At 62.0% G+C, this 16,775-nt stretch carries 17 protein-coding genes; all 17 read right to left on the bottom strand.

The annotated features are described in order from the left end of the window. Positions 1-155 precede the first annotated feature (155 nt). Entirely contained in the window at positions 156-428 is a 273-nt protein-coding gene (gene rpsQ, locus MBR110_RS00780) for a 30S ribosomal protein S17 (RefSeq protein WP_006752928.1), read from the bottom strand. Next, positions 425-619 (bottom strand): 50S ribosomal protein L29, encoded by a 195-nt coding sequence (gene rpmC / locus MBR110_RS00785; protein WP_006400652.1) that lies wholly within the window; start codon positions 617-619, stop codon positions 425-427. The genes rpsQ and rpmC overlap by 4 nt, the downstream gene beginning before the upstream one ends. A 9-nt stretch (positions 620-628) precedes the next feature. Beyond that, complete coding sequence (gene rplP, locus MBR110_RS00790) at positions 629-1,045, bottom strand: 50S ribosomal protein L16 (RefSeq protein ID WP_006482873.1); 417 nt, start codon at positions 1,043-1,045, stop codon at positions 629-631. 2 nt (positions 1,046-1,047) lie between these two features. After that, the gene (gene rpsC / locus MBR110_RS00795; protein WP_006482899.1) at positions 1,048-1,848 is read right to left on the bottom strand and encodes a 30S ribosomal protein S3; all 801 of its coding nucleotides are present in this window, start codon (positions 1,846-1,848) and stop codon (positions 1,048-1,050) included. Between the two features lie 11 nt (positions 1,849-1,859). Further along, complete coding sequence (rplV, locus tag MBR110_RS00800; RefSeq protein ID WP_004199272.1) at positions 1,860-2,189, bottom strand: 50S ribosomal protein L22; 330 nt, start codon at positions 2,187-2,189, stop codon at positions 1,860-1,862. A 12-nt stretch (positions 2,190-2,201) separates the two neighbouring features. Next, positions 2,202-2,477: a 30S ribosomal protein S19 gene (gene rpsS / locus MBR110_RS00805; RefSeq protein ID WP_004199273.1), complete on the bottom strand. Its 276-nt coding sequence runs from the start codon at positions 2,475-2,477 to the stop codon at positions 2,202-2,204. A 10-nt stretch (positions 2,478-2,487) separates the two neighbouring features. Beyond that, positions 2,488-3,315 carry a 50S ribosomal protein L2 gene (gene rplB, locus MBR110_RS00810; RefSeq protein WP_011883004.1) on the bottom strand — a complete coding sequence of 276 codons (828 nt, stop codon included), beginning with the start codon at positions 3,313-3,315 and terminating at the stop codon, positions 2,488-2,490. Between the two features lie 2 nt (positions 3,316-3,317). Next, complete coding sequence (gene rplW, locus MBR110_RS00815; RefSeq protein ID WP_004199275.1) at positions 3,318-3,632, bottom strand: 50S ribosomal protein L23; 315 nt, start codon at positions 3,630-3,632, stop codon at positions 3,318-3,320. Further along, positions 3,629-4,249 (bottom strand): 50S ribosomal protein L4, encoded by a 621-nt coding sequence (gene rplD / locus MBR110_RS00820; protein ID WP_006477192.1) that lies wholly within the window; start codon positions 4,247-4,249, stop codon positions 3,629-3,631. The genes rplW and rplD overlap by 4 nt, the downstream gene beginning before the upstream one ends. After that, positions 4,249-4,899 (bottom strand): 50S ribosomal protein L3, encoded by a 651-nt coding sequence (gene rplC, locus MBR110_RS00825; RefSeq protein WP_006752926.1) that lies wholly within the window; start codon positions 4,897-4,899, stop codon positions 4,249-4,251. Before rplC ends, rplD begins: the two co-directional genes overlap by 1 nt. A gap of 178 nt (positions 4,900-5,077) precedes the next feature. Next, a complete protein-coding gene (gene rpsJ / locus MBR110_RS00830; RefSeq protein ID WP_004199280.1) occupies positions 5,078-5,389 on the bottom strand; it encodes a 30S ribosomal protein S10 in 312 nt (103 codons plus the stop codon). Between the two features lie 281 nt (positions 5,390-5,670). Continuing rightward, the gene (gene tuf, locus MBR110_RS00835; RefSeq protein ID WP_011882996.1) at positions 5,671-6,861 is read right to left on the bottom strand and encodes an elongation factor Tu; all 1,191 of its coding nucleotides are present in this window, start codon (positions 6,859-6,861) and stop codon (positions 5,671-5,673) included. A 42-nt stretch (positions 6,862-6,903) separates the two neighbouring features. Continuing rightward, positions 6,904-9,006, bottom strand: a complete 2,103-nt coding sequence (fusA, locus tag MBR110_RS00840) for an elongation factor G (protein ID WP_011883003.1) — start codon at positions 9,004-9,006, stop codon at positions 6,904-6,906. 122 nt (positions 9,007-9,128) lie between these two features. After that, positions 9,129-9,599, bottom strand: coding sequence for a 30S ribosomal protein S7 (rpsG, locus tag MBR110_RS00845; RefSeq protein ID WP_006477195.1), 471 nt, complete (start codon positions 9,597-9,599; stop codon positions 9,129-9,131). Positions 9,600-9,771: 172 nt separating this feature from the next. Further along, complete coding sequence (rpsL, locus tag MBR110_RS00850; RefSeq protein ID WP_006400662.1) at positions 9,772-10,152, bottom strand: 30S ribosomal protein S12; 381 nt, start codon at positions 10,150-10,152, stop codon at positions 9,772-9,774. A gap of 271 nt (positions 10,153-10,423) precedes the next feature. After that, positions 10,424-12,274 (bottom strand): DNA helicase RecQ, encoded by a 1,851-nt coding sequence (recQ, locus tag MBR110_RS00855; RefSeq protein ID WP_011883002.1) that lies wholly within the window; start codon positions 12,272-12,274, stop codon positions 10,424-10,426. A 241-nt stretch (positions 12,275-12,515) separates the two neighbouring features. After that, positions 12,516-16,757 carry a DNA-directed RNA polymerase subunit beta' gene (gene rpoC, locus MBR110_RS00860; RefSeq protein WP_011883001.1) on the bottom strand — a complete coding sequence of 1,414 codons (4,242 nt, stop codon included), beginning with the start codon at positions 16,755-16,757 and terminating at the stop codon, positions 12,516-12,518. Positions 16,758-16,775 lie beyond the last annotated feature (18 nt).

Here is a 16,775-nt window from a genome sequence, read left to right on the forward strand (position 1 = left end):
CAGTCCGCTTCCCCCACCAACTTCGCCCGCGACGGGGCTCCCATAAAGAGGGAAGACCGGGATTATAACAAATAATCCCGGTCACGCAAGCAAAAACTTTGCGATTTCAAGCACTTCATGGCGAAGTGCCTGTTACTGCCTACTGCTCTGCCCGCTTAGATGACGCGAGCTGCTTCGACGAGGCGCGACACCGTCCAGGCCTTCGTCTTCGAAACAGGACGGGTTTCCTGGATTTCGACGAGATCGCCTTCGTTGCAGGTGTTCGCTTCATCGTGCGCGTGGTACTTCTTCGAACGCACGACATACTTGCCGTAGATCGGGTGCTTGACGCGGTGCTCGATCAGCACGGTGACGGTCTTGTCCATCTTGTTGCTGACGACCCGACCGACCAGCGTCCGCTTCAGCGAGGTTTTCACGCTATCGTTCATTTCTGGTTCGCCTTCTGAGTCATGACGGTCCGCACACGTGCGATGTCGCGACGAACCTTCTTCAGCTGGCTCGTGTTCGTGAGCTGCTGGGTCGCGAGTTGCATGCGCAGGCCGAATTGCGCCTTCAGCAGGTCCGCCAGCTCCTTGTTGAGCGCGGCCTGGTCTTTCTGGAGAAGTTCGGAAGCCTTCATGTTTTCTCCTTAGGCGCCGAGCTGGCGCACGATGAACGCCGTCTTCAGCGGCAGCTTCGCTGCAGCCAGACGGAACGCTTCGCGTGCCAGTTCTTCGGTTACGCCGTCCATTTCATAGAGCATCTTGCCCGGCTGGATCTCGGCGACGTAGTACTCCGGGTTACCCTTACCGTTACCCATACGCACTTCGGCCGGCTTTTGCGAGATCGGCTTGTCCGGGAAGATCCGGATCCAGATGCGGCCGCCACGCTTGATGTGACGCGTCATTGCACGACGCGCTGCTTCAATTTGACGCGCGGTCAAACGGCCGCGACCGATCGCCTTCAGGCCGAATTCACCGAACGACACCGCGTTGCCGCGCGTCGCCTTGCCGGTGTTACGACCCTTCTGCTCTTTGCGATACTTCCTGCGTTTCGGTTGCAGCATCGTTATTCTCCAGTCTTGCCGTCTTCCGGCTTGCCGGCGCCGCGGCGCGGTGCGCCACGACGAGCACCCGGAGCGCCGCCTTCGCCGTCACGGCGCGGACGACGGTCGCCCGGACGCGCATTGCGACGCGGACGCTTGTCTTCGGCTACTTCTTCGACCACCGGCGCGTCATTGCGGCCGAGCGTGTCGCCCTTGTAAACCCAAACCTTGACACCGATGATGCCGTAGGTCGTCTTCGCTTCCGAGGTTGCGTAGTCGATATCGGCGCGCAGCGTGTGAAGGGGCACGCGACCTTCGCGATACCACTCCGTACGAGCGATTTCGATACCGTTCAGACGGCCTGCGCTCATGATCTTGATGCCCTGGGCACCCAGACGCATCGCGTTCTGCATCGCACGCTTCATCGCGCGACGGAACATGATCCGGCGCTCGAGCTGTTGCGTGATCGAGTCAGCGATCAGTTGAGCATCGGTTTCCGGCTTGCGGATCTCTTCGATGTTGACGTGAACCGGCACGCCCATGCGGCGTTGCAGTTCCGTCTTCAGCTGTTCGATATCCTCGCCCTTCTTGCCGATGACGACGCCCGGACGCGAGCTGTAAATCGTGATGCGCGCGTTCTTTGCCGGACGCTCGATGACGACCCGACCGACCGAAGCGTTCTTCAGCTTCTTCTTCAGGTATTCACGAACACCGATGTCTTCCTGCAGCATCGCCGCGAAATTGTTGTTGTTCGCGTACCAACGCGAAGCCCAATTGCGGCTGACAGCCAGGCGGAAGCCAGTCGGATGAATTTTCTGTCCCATCGTATGGCTCCTTAATTCCCGACCGTCACAGTGATGTGACAGGATTGCTTCTCGATGCGGTTACCGCGGCCCTTGGCGCGCGCGGTGAAACGCTTGAGCGATGCAGCCTTGTCGACGTAGATGCTCTTGATCTTGAGCTCGTCGATATCGGCGCCTTCGTTGTGCTCCGCATTCGCGATTGCCGACAGCACAACCTTCTTCACGATGCCAGCCGCCTTCTTCGGCGAGAACGTCAGAACGTTCAGCGCCTTGTCGACCGGCAAACCGCGGATCTGGTCAGCCACAAGGCGCGTTTTTTGCGCCGAGATGCGGGCACCGCGATGAATTGCTTTCACTTCCATCTTGATTGCCCCTTATTTCTTGGCCTTCTTGTCGGCTGCGTGACCCTTGAACGTACGGGTCAGTGCGAACTCGCCAAGCTTGTGGCCGACCATGTTTTCCGAGATGTACACCGGAACGTGTTGACGGCCGTTGTGAACAGCGATCGTCAGGCCGATGAAATCCGGCAGAATCGTCGAGCGACGCGACCAGGTCTTGATCGGCTTTTTGTCGCGCGAAGCTGCAGCCGCCTCAACTTTCTTCAGCAAATGGGCGTCGCAGAACGGACCTTTTTTTACAGAACGTGCCATTGCCTACTCCTTAACGCTTGTGACGGCGCTGGACGATCATCGTCGTCGTGCGCTTGTTGCTGCGGGTGCGATAACCCTTGGTCGGCGTGCCCCACGGGCTCACCGGATCGCGACCTGCAGCCGTCTTGCCCTCACCACCACCGTGCGGGTGATCGACCGGGTTCATCGCAACGCCACGCACCGTCGGGCGGATACCGCGCCAGCGGTTCGCGCCAGCCTTGCCGATCTGGCGCAGGCTATGCTCTTCGTTGCCGACTTCACCGATCGTTGCACGGCACTCGATGTGCACGCGGCGGATTTCGCCCGAGCGCAGACGAACCTGCGCGTAGACGCCTTCACGCGCCAGCAGCATGGCCGACGTGCCAGCCGAACGCGCCATTTGCGCGCCCTTGCCCGGCAGCATCTCGATGCAGTGGATCGTCGTACCGACCGGAATGTTGCGGATCGGCAGCGTGTTGCCTGCACGGATCGGCGCTTCCGAACCCGACATCAGCTGTTGGCCGACGGTCAGGCCCTTCGGGGCGATGATGTAGCGACGTTCGCCGTCAGCGTAGAGCACCAGCGCAATGTTCGCGCTGCGGTTCGGGTCGTACTCGAGACGCTCGACCTTTGCCGGAATGCCATCCTTCGTGCGACGGAAGTCGACGATACGATAGTGATGCTTGTGACCACCGCCCTTATGGCGGGTGGTGATGCGGCCGTTGTTGTTACGGCCGGCGGTCGAGCTCTGCGTGTCGAGCAGTGCCGCGTGCGGCTTGCCCTGGTGCAGATCCTTGTTGACCACCTTGACCATCGCGCGGCGACCCGGCGAAGTCGGTTTAACTTTCACGATTGCCATGATTACTTGGCCTCCGCTTCAAAGTTGATTTCCTGGCCGGGCTTCAGGCAAACGTACGCCTTCTTCACGTCCTTGCGACGGCCCATCGAACGGCCGAAGCGCTTTTGCTTGCCCTTCTGAACCAGCACGTTGACCGAATCAACCTCAACCTTGAACAGCAGCTCGACAGCCGCCTTCACTTCCTGCTTCGTGGCATCCGGTGCGACTTCGAACACGACCTGCTCGTTCTTGTCGGCAACCAGCGTCGCCTTTTCGGAAATCACCGGTGCGAGCAGGACCTGCATCAAACGATGATCGTTCTTGCGAATCTCGCTCATGACAGCAACTCCTCGATCTGGGCGACCGCAGCCTTCGTGACCAGCACTTTCTTGAAGTAGATCAGCGACAGCGGGTCAGCGTAGCGCGGCTCGACAATCGCCACGTGCGGCAGGTTGCGCGAAGCCAGGTACAGGTTCTCGTCGACCGTATCCGTGATGATCAGGACGGAGTCGAGACCCATGGTCTTGAATTTGTCGGCCAGCAGCTTGGTCTTCGGCGCTTCGAGGATGATGTCCTCGACGACCGACAGACGGCCTTCACGGGCCAGCTGCGAGAAGATCGAGCAGAGACCTGCGCGATGCATCTTCTTGTTGACCTTGTGCGAGAAGTTCTCTTCCGGCGAGTTCGGGAAGATGCGACCACCGCCACGCCACAACGGGCTCGACGACATACCGGCACGAGCGCGGCCCGTACCCTTCTGACGCCACGGCTTCTTGGTGGTGTGCTTGACTTGCTCACGGTCCTTCTGTGCGCGGTTACCCTGGCGAGCATTCGCCTGGTACGCGACGACGACCTGGTGGATCAGCGCTTCGTTGTAGTCACGACCGAACACGACGTCCGACGCGTTGACCACTGCACCTTCCTGACCATTTTCGTTCAGGAGCTTGAGTTCCATTATTTCGCCCCCTTGGTCTTGACGGCCGGCGTCACGAAAACCTTGCCGCCCTTCGCGCCCGGAATCGCGCCCTTGACGAGCAGCAGCTTGCGCTCTGCGTCGATACGAGCGATTTCGAGGTTCTGCACCGTCACCGTAACGTCACCGAGGTGACCCGTCATGCGCTTACCCGGGAAAACGCGACCCGGATCCTGCGCCATACCGATCGAGCCCGGCACGTTGTGCGAGCGCGAGTTACCGTGCGTGGCACGGCCGGAGGAGAAGTTGTAACGCTTGATCGTACCGGCGTAGCCCTTACCGATCGACACGCCTTGCACGTCGACCTTCTGGCCTACTTCGAAAAGATCTGCACCGACCACGGCGCCATTCGACAGCTCGGCTGCCTTGGCCGCGTCAATGCGGAATTCCTTGAGGATTTCACCGGCTTCGACACCGGCTTTGGCGAGATGACCTGCCAGCGGCTTCGTCACGCGCGATGCGCGGCGGGAGCCGAATGCAACCTGCACGGCCGTGTAGCCGTCGGTTTCAACAGTCTTGATCTGCGTCACGCGGTTGTCCGACACGTCCAGCACGGTGACGGGAATCGAATCCCCTTCAGCCGTGAAGATACGGGTCATGCCAACCTTGCGACCTACGAGTCCAAGGCTCATCATTTTCTCCATTCCCGACTGCGATTGGTCGGGGCTGATTTACAAAATGCCGGGCACGCAAGGCCCGACTTTTTTACGCGAATGCGCGAAAAGCCAAGCAGTATAGCCCGACTCTTCGATTTCCGCAAGCAATACAAAGACTTAGCACCGCCCGGCAAGCCCGACGGCGCCGGAAGCCTTACTGCAGCTTGATTTCCACGTCGACGCCTGCCGGCAGATCGAGCTTCATCAGCGCGTCAACCGTCTTGTCCGTCGGGTCGACGATGTCCATCAGGCGCTGGTGGGTACGGATTTCGAGCTGATCGCGCGACGTCTTGTTGACGTGCGGCGAACGCAGAATGTCAAAACGCTGAATGCGCGTCGGCAGCGGCACCGGGCCACGGACGATTGCGCCAGTCCGCTTCGCGGTATCGACGATCTCGGCAGCCGATTGATCGATCAGACGATAGTCGAAAGCCTTCAGGCGAATGCGGATTTTCTGTTGCTGCATGACGATTCCTTGAAAAGAGCGAGGCGATCTTGCATCGCCGGACACTAAAAGAACGCGAGACCTGTTGCCTGCGGGGAGCGAGGCGACACGTCCCGAACGGTACTTCCACTGCTAAGCCCGCGATTCTACACGAAAAATCAAAGCGGTGGCGCGCATTTGTCAATACCACGCTGCGCGCACCACAAAAAAACCGGGCGCCAGATCAAACTGGACACCCGGTTTCGACGGCACGACAGCTGCCGTGAGGCGCGAGCCCGTGAAGGGCCCGCGGATCGTCGATGTTACTCGATGATCTTGGCGACGACGCCAGCGCCGACGGTACGGCCGCCTTCGCGGATTGCGAAGCGCAGACCTTCTTCCATCGCGATCGGCGCAATCAGCTTCACCGTGATCGACACGTTGTCGCCCGGCATCACCATTTCCTTGTCCTTCGGCAGCTCGATCGAGCCCGTCACGTCCGTCGTACGGAAGTAGAACTGCGGACGGTAGTTGTTGAAGAACGGCGTATGACGGCCGCCTTCGTCCTTGCTCAGCACGTACACTTCAGCCGTGAAGTGCGTGTGCGGCGTGATCGAACCCGGCTTCGCCAGAACCTGGCCGCGCTCCACGTCTTCACGCTTCGTGCCGCGCAGCAGGATACCGACGTTGTCGCCTGCCTGACCCTGGTCCAGCAGCTTGCGGAACATTTCAACGCCCGTGCAGGTCGTCTTCACCGTCGGCTTGATACCGACGATTTCGATTTCCTCGCCGACCTTCACGATGCCGCGCTCGACGCGACCCGTCACCACCGTGCCGCGACCCGAGATCGAGAACACGTCTTCCACCGGCATCAGGAACGCGCCGTCAACCGCACGCTCCGGCGTCGGGATGTACGTGTCCAGTGCGTCTGCCAGGTTCATGATCGCCACTTCGCCCAGCTCGCCCGTGTCGCCTTCCAGCGCCAGCTTGGCCGAACCCTTCACGATCGGCGTGTCGTCGCCCGGGAAGTCGTACTTCGACAGGAGTTCGCGAACTTCCATCTCGACCAGCTCGAGCAGTTCAGCGTCGTCCACCATGTCGCACTTGTTCAGGAACACGATGATGTACGGAACGCCAACCTGACGTGCCAGCAGGATGTGCTCGCGCGTTTGCGGCATCGGGCCGTCTGCTGCCGAGCAAACCAGGATCGCGCCGTCCATCTGCGCTGCGCCCGTGATCATGTTCTTCACGTAGTCGGCGTGGCCCGGGCAGTCGACGTGTGCGTAGTGGCGGTTCGCCGTTTCGTACTCGACGTGTGCCGTGTTGATCGTGATGCCGCGCGCCTTCTCTTCCGGTGCCGCGTCGATCTGGTCGTAGGCCTTCGCTTCGCCGCCGAACTTCTTCGTCAGCACCGTCGTGATCGCTGCCGTCAGCGTCGTCTTGCCGTGGTCAACGTGACCGATCGTACCAACGTTGACGTGCGGCTTGGTCCGCTCAAACTTTTCTTTTGCCATGATTCTCTTCTTTCAAAAAATATCGGTTGGGTAGCTTCAGATTTACTTCGACTTCGCGCTGATGATCGCGTCAGCAACGTTGCGCGGAGCTTCGGCGTAGTGCTTGAACTCCATCGTGTACGTTGCGCGACCTTGCGTCAGCGAGCGCAGCGACGTCGAGTAACCGAACATTTCCGACAGCGGCACTTCGGCGCGAACGATCTTGCCGCCGCCAACCATGTCTTCCATGCCCTGGACGATACCGCGACGGCCCGACAGGTCGCCCATCACGTTGCCCATGTAGTCTTCCGGCGTCTCGACTTCGACAGCCATCATCGGCTCGAGGACGACCGGGTTCGCCTTGCGCATTGCTTCCTTGAACGCCATCGAACCGGCCATGCGGAACGCATTTTCGTTCGAGTCGACGTCGTGGTACGAACCGAACGTCAGGTGAACCTTCACGTCGACGACCGGGAAGCCGGCCAGCACGCCCGACTTCAGCGTGTCCTGGATACCCTTGTCGACCGCCGGGATGTATTCACGCGGAATCACACCACCCTTGATCTCGTCGAAGAACTCGTAGCCCTTGCCCTGCTCGTTCGGCTCGAGCGTGATGACCGCGTGACCGTACTGGCCGCGACCACCCGACTGCTTGACGAACTTGCCGTCGACGTCCTTCGCCGTCGAACGGATCGTTTCGCGGTATGCAACCTGCGGCTTGCCGACGGTTGCTTCCACGCCGAATTCACGCTTCATCCGGTCGACCAGAATTTCGAGGTGGAGCTCGCCCATGCCCGAAATGATGGTCTGGCCCGATTCTTCGTCGGTCTGCACGCGGAACGACGGGTCTTCCTGCGCCAGACGGTTCAGCGCGAGGCCCATCTTTTCCTGGTCGGCCTTCGTCTTCGGCTCGACGGCCTGCGAAATCACCGGCTCCGGGAACACCATGCGTTCGAGAACGATCGGGTTCGCCGGGTCGCACAGCGTGTCGCCCGTGGTTGCTTCCTTCAGGCCGACCGCAGCGGCGATGTCGCCGGCGCGAACTTCCTTGATTTCTTCACGCTGGTTCGCGTGCATCTGCAGAATCCGGCCGAGGCGTTCCTTCTTGCCCTTGGTCGAGTTCAGCAGCGTGTCGCCCGAGTTGACGACGCCCGAGTACACACGGAAGAAGATCAGCTGGCCGACGAACGGGTCGGTCATGATCTTGAACGCCAGCGACGAGAACTTCTCTTCGTCCGATGCCTTGCGCTCTGCCGCTTCACCGTTTTCGAGTTCGCCCTTGACCGGCGGAATGTCGACCGGCGACGGCAGGAAGTCGATCACGGCGTCGAGCATGCGCTGCACGCCCTTGTTCTTGAACGCGGTACCGCACAGCATCGGCTGGATTTCGCACGCGATCGTACGGTCGCGCAGCGCCTTGATGATGTCGGCTTCCGGCAGATCGCCTTCTTCCAGGTACTTGTTCATCAGGTCTTCGCTGGCTTCAGCAGCCGCTTCGACCATCTTTTCGCGCCATTCCTTGCAGGTTTCCGCGAGCTCGGCCGGGATGTCGACGTAGTCGAACTTCGTGCCTTGCGACGCTTCGTCCCAAATGATCGCCTTCATCTTGATCAGGTCGACCACGCCCTTGAAGTTTTCTTCCGAGCCGATCGGCACCACGACCGGAACCGGGTTCGCCTTCAGGCGCAGACGGAGCTGGTCGTAGACCTTGAAGAAGTTCGCGCCGGTACGGTCCATCTTGTTGACGAACGCGAGACGGGGCACCTTGTACTTGTTCGCCTGGCGCCACACCGTTTCCGACTGCGGCTGCACGCCGCCCACTGCGCAGTAGACCATGCACGCGCCGTCGAGCACGCGCATCGAGCGCTCGACTTCGATCGTGAAGTCGACGTGGCCCGGGGTGTCGATGATGTTGATGCGGTGTTCCGGATAGTTGCCGCCCATGCCCTTCCAGAAGGCCGTGGTTGCAGCGGACGTGATCGTGATGCCACGCTCCTGTTCCTGCTCCATCCAGTCCATCGTTGCTGCGCCGTCGTGGACTTCACCGATCTTGTGGTTCACACCGGTGTAAAACAGAATGCGCTCGGTCGTCGTCGTCTTGCCGGCGTCGATGTGAGCGCTAATACCGATATTGCGGTAGCGCTCGATGGGAGTCTTGCGAGCCACTTTGATCCTCTACTGGGATGACGTGACGCAGCCCTGCTGCATCACGCCTCAACACAAACGGGCGAGGCGCCTGAAAAGCGCACCCGCCCGGAATTTATTTCCGCTACAGCCCAGCCAGGCGCTTAGAAACGGAAATGCGAGAACGCGCGGTTGGCTTCTGCCATGCGGTGAACTTCATCGCGCTTCTTCATCGCGCCGCCACGGCCTTCGGCCGCTTCGGAGAGTTCGCCTGCCAGACGCAGAGCCATCGACTTCTCGCTGCGCTTCTTCGCAGCCTCACGCAGCCAGCGCATCGCCAATGCCATACGACGCGACGGGCGCACTTCGACCGGAACTTGATAGTTGGCACCACCAACGCGGCGGCTCTTCACTTCGACCACCGGCTTCACGTTGTTGAGCGCAACGGTGAACACTTCCAGCGGGTCCTTGCCACCCTTGGTCTGGATCTGTTCGAATGCGCCATAAACGATGCGTTCTGCAACCGACTTCTTGCCGGACAGCATCAGCATGTTCATGAACTTGGCTACATCAACGTTGCCGAACTTCGGATCCGGCAACACTTCCCGCTTGGGGACTTCGCGACGACGCGGCATGATTCTTCCTTTACCTGTTCAGTTGGAGCTGCATCCAGCTCCGCGGCCACCAACAAACCCGATCACATCTTCACGACTAACCAGCTTGGCCGGGTGACCACTTACTCGACAGCACCGGCAATCCGGCACTCCCGCCTTGACCGCCCTGCGGCGATCCCTGATCAAAAACTGCTTACTTGGCAGCCTTTGCACGCTTCGCGCCGTACTTCGAGCGCGCTTGCTTACGGTCCTTGACGCCCTGGGTATCCAGCGAGCCGCGAACCATGTGGTAACGCACACCCGGCAAGTCCTTCACACGGCCGCCGCGGATCAGCACAACCGAGTGTTCCTGCAGGTTGTGGCCTTCACCGCCGATGTACGAAATCACTTCGAAGCCGTTCGTCAGACGAACCTTGGCAACCTTACGGAGTGCCGAGTTCGGCTTCTTCGGCGTCGTCGTGTACACACGGGTGCACACGCCGCGACGCTGGGGGCAGTCCTGCAGGGCCGGGCTCTTGCTCTTCGTCGTTTCCGACTGACGGCCTTTGCGAACCAGTTGGTTGATGGTTGGCATTGTTTATTCCTGAAATTGAACAAAATCTGCACACCGATTTCGGGCAAAGCGAAAATCGGCGCACAGTTGACTTCCGAACCGGCGATACGGGCACGAACCTTCGAACAGCGCTCGACGCGACTCGGCCCACCGAATACCGGAACCCAACATCATATTCCGGAAATACCAACTAAGTCAACGGCTTGCGTGATTTGCCGGGCGCGCGGCCGGTTTACGTCGACGGTTGGGACGGACACGGTCGTGCTGCCCGCGCGCCGCCGTCACGCTTCGATCACGCCGATTCGACGACGTCGATGATCTCGTCGCCGAAGCGTTCGAGCTTGCGCACGCCCATGCCGGGGATATGGCGCAGGTCTTCGATCGTCTCCGGCGCGTTGCGCGCGATTTCGGCGAGCGTCGCGTCGTGGAAGATCACATACGCCGGCACGCCGTCGGACTTCGCGGTTTCCGCGCGCCATGCACGCAGCGCGTCCCAGCGTGCCCGCTCGCGGGCGCCCATGCCGGCCGTCGGGTCGACGCGCGTGCCGCTGCGGCTGGACGACTGGCGCGAGGAGCGCTGCGGCTTCACGTAGCGGCGCAGCGTCACCTTCTCCTCATTCTTCAGCACCGGCTTCGCGGCCTCGGTCAGCACGAGCGCGCCGAAGCCCCCGTGATCGACGGCCAGATAGCCGTACGCGACCAGTTGCCGGAAAATCGCGCGCCACTCGGGCTCGGACAGCGCCGCGCCGATCCCGAAGGTGCTCAATTGATCGTGGCCACGCTGCAGGACCTTCTCGGTGCGCGCGCCGCGCAGGATCTCGATCAGATGGCTCGCGCCGAAATTGAAGCCGCTCGCGCGCTGCGCGCGGAACACGCACGACAGCGCCATCTGCGCCTCGCGCGTCGCATCCCACGAATCGGGCGGCTCGAGACAGGTATCGCAGTTGCCGCACGGCTCGCTCGCCTCGCCGAAGTAATTCAGCAAGCGCACGCGCCGGCACGAGATCGTCTCGCACAGCCCGAGCAGCGCGTCGAGCTTCGACGTTTGCACGCGCTTGTGCGCGTCGTCCGCATCGGATTCGTCGATCATCTTGCGCTGCTGCACGACGTCGCCGAGGCCGTACGCCATCCAGGCGTTCGCCGGCAAACCGTCGCGCCCGGCGCGGCCGGTTTCCTGGTAGTAGCCCTCGACGCTCTTCGGCAAATCGAGGTGCGCGACGAAGCGCACGTCGGGCTTGTCGATGCCCATGCCGAACGCGATCGTCGCGCACATCACGACGCCTTCTTCGCGCTGGAACATTTCCTGGTGCTTTTGCCGCACCTCGAACTCCATCCCCGCGTGATACGGCAGCGCGCGCACGCCTTGCGCCTTCAGCCATTCGGCCGTCTCCTCGACCTTGCGACGCGACAGGCAGTAGACGACGCCCGCGTCGGTCGTGCCGTCCGCGTTCGTGTGTTCGGCGCGGATGAAGTCGAGCAGCTGCGCGCGCGCGTTGTCCTTTTCGACGATCCGGTAGCGGATGTTCGGGCGGTCGAAGCTCGACACGAACACGCGCGCATCGTCGAGCGCGAGACGATGGATGATCTCGTCGCGCGTGATCGCGTCGGCGGTGGCCGTCAGCGCGATGCGCGGCACCGACGGGAAACGCTCGTGCAGCACCGACAGCTGGATGTATTCAGGCCGGAAATCGTGCCCCCACTGCGACACGCAGTGCGCCTCGTCGATCGCGAACAGGCCGATCCTCGCGCGCTCGAGCAGCTCGAGGAAGCGGCCGGTCATCAGACGCTCCGGCGCGACGTACAGCAGATCGATCTCGCCTTCGCGCAGCGCACGCTCGGTCGCGGCGGCCTCGGCACCGGACAGCGTCGAGTTCAGGTACGCGGCGCGCACGCCGACTTCGCGCAGCGCGGCGACCTGGTCCTGCATCAGCGCGATCAGCGGCGACACGACGATGCCGGCGCCCTGCCCGACCTCGCGGCGCAGCAGCGCAGGAATCTGGTAGCACAGCGACTTGCCGCCGCCCGTCGGCATCAGCACGAGGCAATCGCCGCCGCCGGCGACGTGTTCGACGATCTCGCCCTGCTGGCCGCGAAAGGCGGAATAACCGAAGACTTCGTCGAGGATTTCGAGGGCGCGGGACATGAATGAGAAATAGGACAGCGGAAGGATGACCGCAATTTTAACAACCCGCCCGCACAACGCACGGCGTATCGTGCAACGTCGGCCAATCGGACGGGTTCACGCGCGCGCATGACGGGCCTGCCCGATCGTGCGGCAAGCCCGTCATGCGCGTGGACGACGGACAAAAAAAACCGCCCGGCGGACCGGGCGGTTTCGACGACAGCGAATAAGGCAACGGGAAGCGGCTCGCGCCGCCCCGCGCTTATTCGGCTGCCGGGTGTTGCGGCTCTTCCGCGGGCGCGCTCGGCGTGCCGAAGTCGAATGCCTCTTCCGCTGCGATCTGGTCGAAACGCTCGCGGTCGGACATCTCCTTCGCCTTGCGTGCCTTGTGGAACGCGAGACCCGTACCGGCCGGAATCAGACGGCCGACGATCACGTTTTCCTTCAGGCCGCGCAGATCGTCGCGCTTGCCCATGATCGCCGCTTCGGTCAGCACGCGGGTCGTTTCCTGGAACGATGCCGCGGAGATGAACGAGTCGGTCGACAGCGACGCCTTCGTGATACCGAGCAGCACGTTGTCGTACGAAGCCGGGCGCTTGCCCTCGGCGATCATGCGATCGTTCTCGTCCAGCATGTCGGAACGCTCGACCTGTTCGCCCGGGATGAAGCGCGTATCGCCGTTGTCGGTGATCTGCACACGACGCAGCATCTGGCGAACGATCACCTCGATGTGCTTGTCGTTGATCTTCACGCCCTGCAGACGGTACACGTCCTGCACTTCGTCGACGATGTAGCGCGACAGCGCCTCGATACCCTGCAGACGCAGGATGTCGTGCGGATCGGCCGGGCCGTCCACGATCATTTCGCCCTTGTTGACGACCTGAGCATCGTGGACCAGCACCTGCTTTTCCTTCGCGATCAGGAACTCGTGCTGATTGCCTTCGAGGTCCGTGATGACGAGACGCTGCTTGCCCTTCGTGTCCTTGCCGAACGACGTCGTGCCGGTGACTTCCGCGAGAATGCCCGCATCCTTCGGCGAACGCGCTTCGAACAGTTCCGCCACCCGCGGCAGACCGCCGGTAATGTCACGCGTCTTCTGCGCTTCGGTCGGGATACGTGCGAGCACTTCACCCACCTGCACTTGCTGACCATCCTTCACGGTGATCAGTGCGCCAACCTGGAAGCCGATCTGCACCGCGTGCTCCGTGCCCGGGATCTTCACTTCCTCGCCGTTCGCGTCGAGCAACTTCACCTGCGGACGCACGCTCTTCGACGCCTGCGAACCGCGGCGCTTCACGTCGATCACGACCAGCGTCGACAGACCGGTCACGTCGTCGATCTGCTTCGCGACGGTCACGCCTTCCTCGACGTTCTCGAACTTCACCGTACCACCGTACTCGGTGATGATCGGACGCGTCATCGGGTCCCACGTCGCCAGCTGCGTGCCGGCCTTGATCGTCGCACCGTCGAGCTGCAGCAGCGTCGCGCCGTACGGGATCTTGTGACGTTCGCGCTCGCGGCCGATATCGTCGGTGATCAGCGCCTCGCCCGAGCGCGAAATGACGATCTGCTCGCCCTTCGCGTTCGTCACGTAGCGCATCGTCGCCGTGAAACGCACGATACCGTTGCTCTTCGCTTCGACCGACGACGCCACTGCCGCACGCGATGCCGCACCACCGATGTGGAACGTACGCATCGTCAGCTGCGTGCCCGGTTCGCCGATCGACTGTGCCGCGATCACGCCGACTGCTTCGCCGACGTTCACCAGCGAGCCGCGGCCGAGGTCGCGGCCGTAGCAGGCCGCGCACAGACCGTAGCGCGTTTCGCAGGTCAGCGGCGTGCGCACGCGCACTTCGTCGATGCCGAGGCGTTCGATTTCCTCGACCGCCGTTTCGTCGAGCAGCGTGCCCGATTCGTACAGCGTTTCCTGCGTTTCCGGATTCACGACGTCCGCCACCGCGACGCGGCCGAGGATACGGTCGCGCAGCGCTTCGACGACTTCACCGCCTTCGACCAGCGCCTTCATCGCGACGCCGTTCGACGTGCCGCAATCGTCCTCGACCACCACCAGATCCTGCGTGACGTCGACGAGACGACGCGTCAGGTAACCCGAGTTCGCGGTCTTCAGTGCCGTATCAGCCAGACCCTTACGTGCACCGTGGGTCGAGATGAAGTACTGCAGCACGTTCAGGCCTTCGCGGAAGTTCGCGGTAATCGGCGTCTCGATAATGGAGCCGTCCGGCTTCGCCATCAGGCCACGCATACCGGCCAGCTGACGAATCTGCACCGCCGAACCCCGGGCGCCCGAGTCGGCCATCATGTAGATCGAGTTGAACGACTCCTGGCGCGTCTCGTTGCCGTCGCGGTCGATCACCGGCTCCGTCGACAGCTGCTCCATCATCGCCTTGCCGACCGCTTCCGACGTTGCCGACCAGATGTCGACCACGTTGTTGTAGCGTTCCTGCGCGGTGACGAGACCCGACATGTACTGACGGTCGTACTCCTTCACCTTCTTCGCGGCGTCGCCGACGATCGTTTCCTTCTGCGGCGGCACGAGCATGTCGTCCACGCAGATCGAAATACCGGCACGCGTCGCGAGACGGAAACCCGACTGCATCAGCTGGTCGGCGAACACGACCGTCGCACGCAGACCGCACTTGCGGAACGCGGTGTTGATCAGGCGCGAGATTTCCTTCTTCTTCAGCGGCTTGTTCAGCACCGAGAACGGCAGGCCGTGCGGCAGGATCTCCGACAGGATCGCGCGGCCGACGGTCGTCGCGTACAGCGAGATCTTCGGCACGAATTGCGGCGCGCCTTCCGACGTGTCCTCGTTGCGGACCATTTCGGTGATCCGCACGTTCACGCGCGATGCGAGCTCGACTTCCTTGTTCTCGTACGCGCGGATCACTTCCGACACGCCGGTGAACGAGAGGCCTTCGCCCTTCGCGTTGACCGCTTCGCGGGTCGCGTAGTACAGACCCAGCACGATATCCTGCGACGGCACGATCGACGGATCGCCGTTGGCCGGGAACAGCACGTTGTTCGACGCCAGCATCAGCGTGCGCGCTTCCATCTGCGCTTCGAGCGACAGCGGCACGTGAACGGCCATCTGGTCACCGTCGAAGTCGGCGTTGAACGCCGCGCAGACGAGCGGGTGCAGCTGGATCGCCTTGCCTTCGATCAGCACCGGCTCGAACGCCTGGATACCGAGACGGTGCAGCGTCGGCGCACGGTTCAGCATCACCGGGTGCTCGCGGATCACCTCTTCGAGGATGTCCCACACGACCGGCGTCTGGTTCTCGACTTCCTTCTTCGCAGCCTTGATGGTCGTCGCGACGCCCATCACTTCCAGCTTGTTGAAGATGAACGGCTTGAACAGTTCGAGCGCCATCAGCTTCGGCAGACCGCACTGGTGCAGCTTCAGCGTCGGGCCGACCACGATGACCGAACGGCCCGAGTAGTCGACGCGCTTGCCCAGCAGGTTCTGACGGAAGCGACCGCCCTTGCCCTTGATCATGTCGGCGAGCGACTTCAGCGGACGCTTGTTCGCGCCCGTCATCGCCTTGCCGCGACGGCCGTTGTCGAGCAGCGAGTCGACGGCTTCCTGCAGCATCCGCTTTTCGTTGCGGACGATGATTTCAGGCGCCTTCAGCTCGAGCAGACGCTTCAACCGGTTGTTACGGTTGATCACGCGGCGATACAGGTCGTTCAGGTCCGACGTCGCGAAACGGCCGCCGTCCAGCGGCACGAGCGGACGCAGTTCCGGCGGCAGCACCGGCAGCACTTCGAGGATCATCCACTCGGGCTTGATGCCCGAGCGCTGGAATGCCTCGAGGACCTTCAGGCGCTTCGCGTACTTCTTGATCTTCGCTTCCGAGCCGGTGTTCTTCAGCTCGGTGCGCAGCGTCTCGACCTGCTCGTCGATGTTGATCGCGCGCAGCAGCTCACGCACGCCTTCCGCGCCCATCTCGGCACGGAATTCGTCGCCGTATTCCTCGACCTTGTTGTAGTAATCCTCTTCGGTCATGATCTGCCGCGCCTTCAGCGGCGTCATGCCCGGTTCGATCACCACGTACGCTTCGAAGTACAGCACGCGTTCGATGTCGCGCAGCGTCATGTCGAGCACCATGCCCAGACGCGACGGCAGCGACTTCAGGAACCAGATGTGCGCGACCGGCGAGGCCAGCTCGATGTGGCCCATGCGTTCGCGACGCACCTTCGCCAGCGTCACTTCGACGCCGCACTTCTCGCAGATCACGCCGCGGTGCTTCAGGCGCTTGTACTTGCCGCACAGGCACTCGTAGTCCTTGATCGGCCCGAAGATCTTCGCGCAGAACAGACCATCGCGTTCCGGCTTGAACGTACGGTAGTTGATGGTCTCCGGCTTCTTCACTTCGCCGAACGACCACGAACGGATCTTGTCCGGCGAGGCCAGACCGATCTTGATCGCGTCGAAAACTTCTTCCTGTTGGACTTGCTTGAATAGATCGAGCAGAGCTTTCATTGCCTTCTCTCCGTAGTC

Origin of the sequence: Burkholderia sp. MBR-1, from assembly GCF_013822785.1 — a bacterium.
GTDB lineage: Bacteria > Pseudomonadota > Gammaproteobacteria > Burkholderiales > Burkholderiaceae > Burkholderia > Burkholderia vietnamiensis.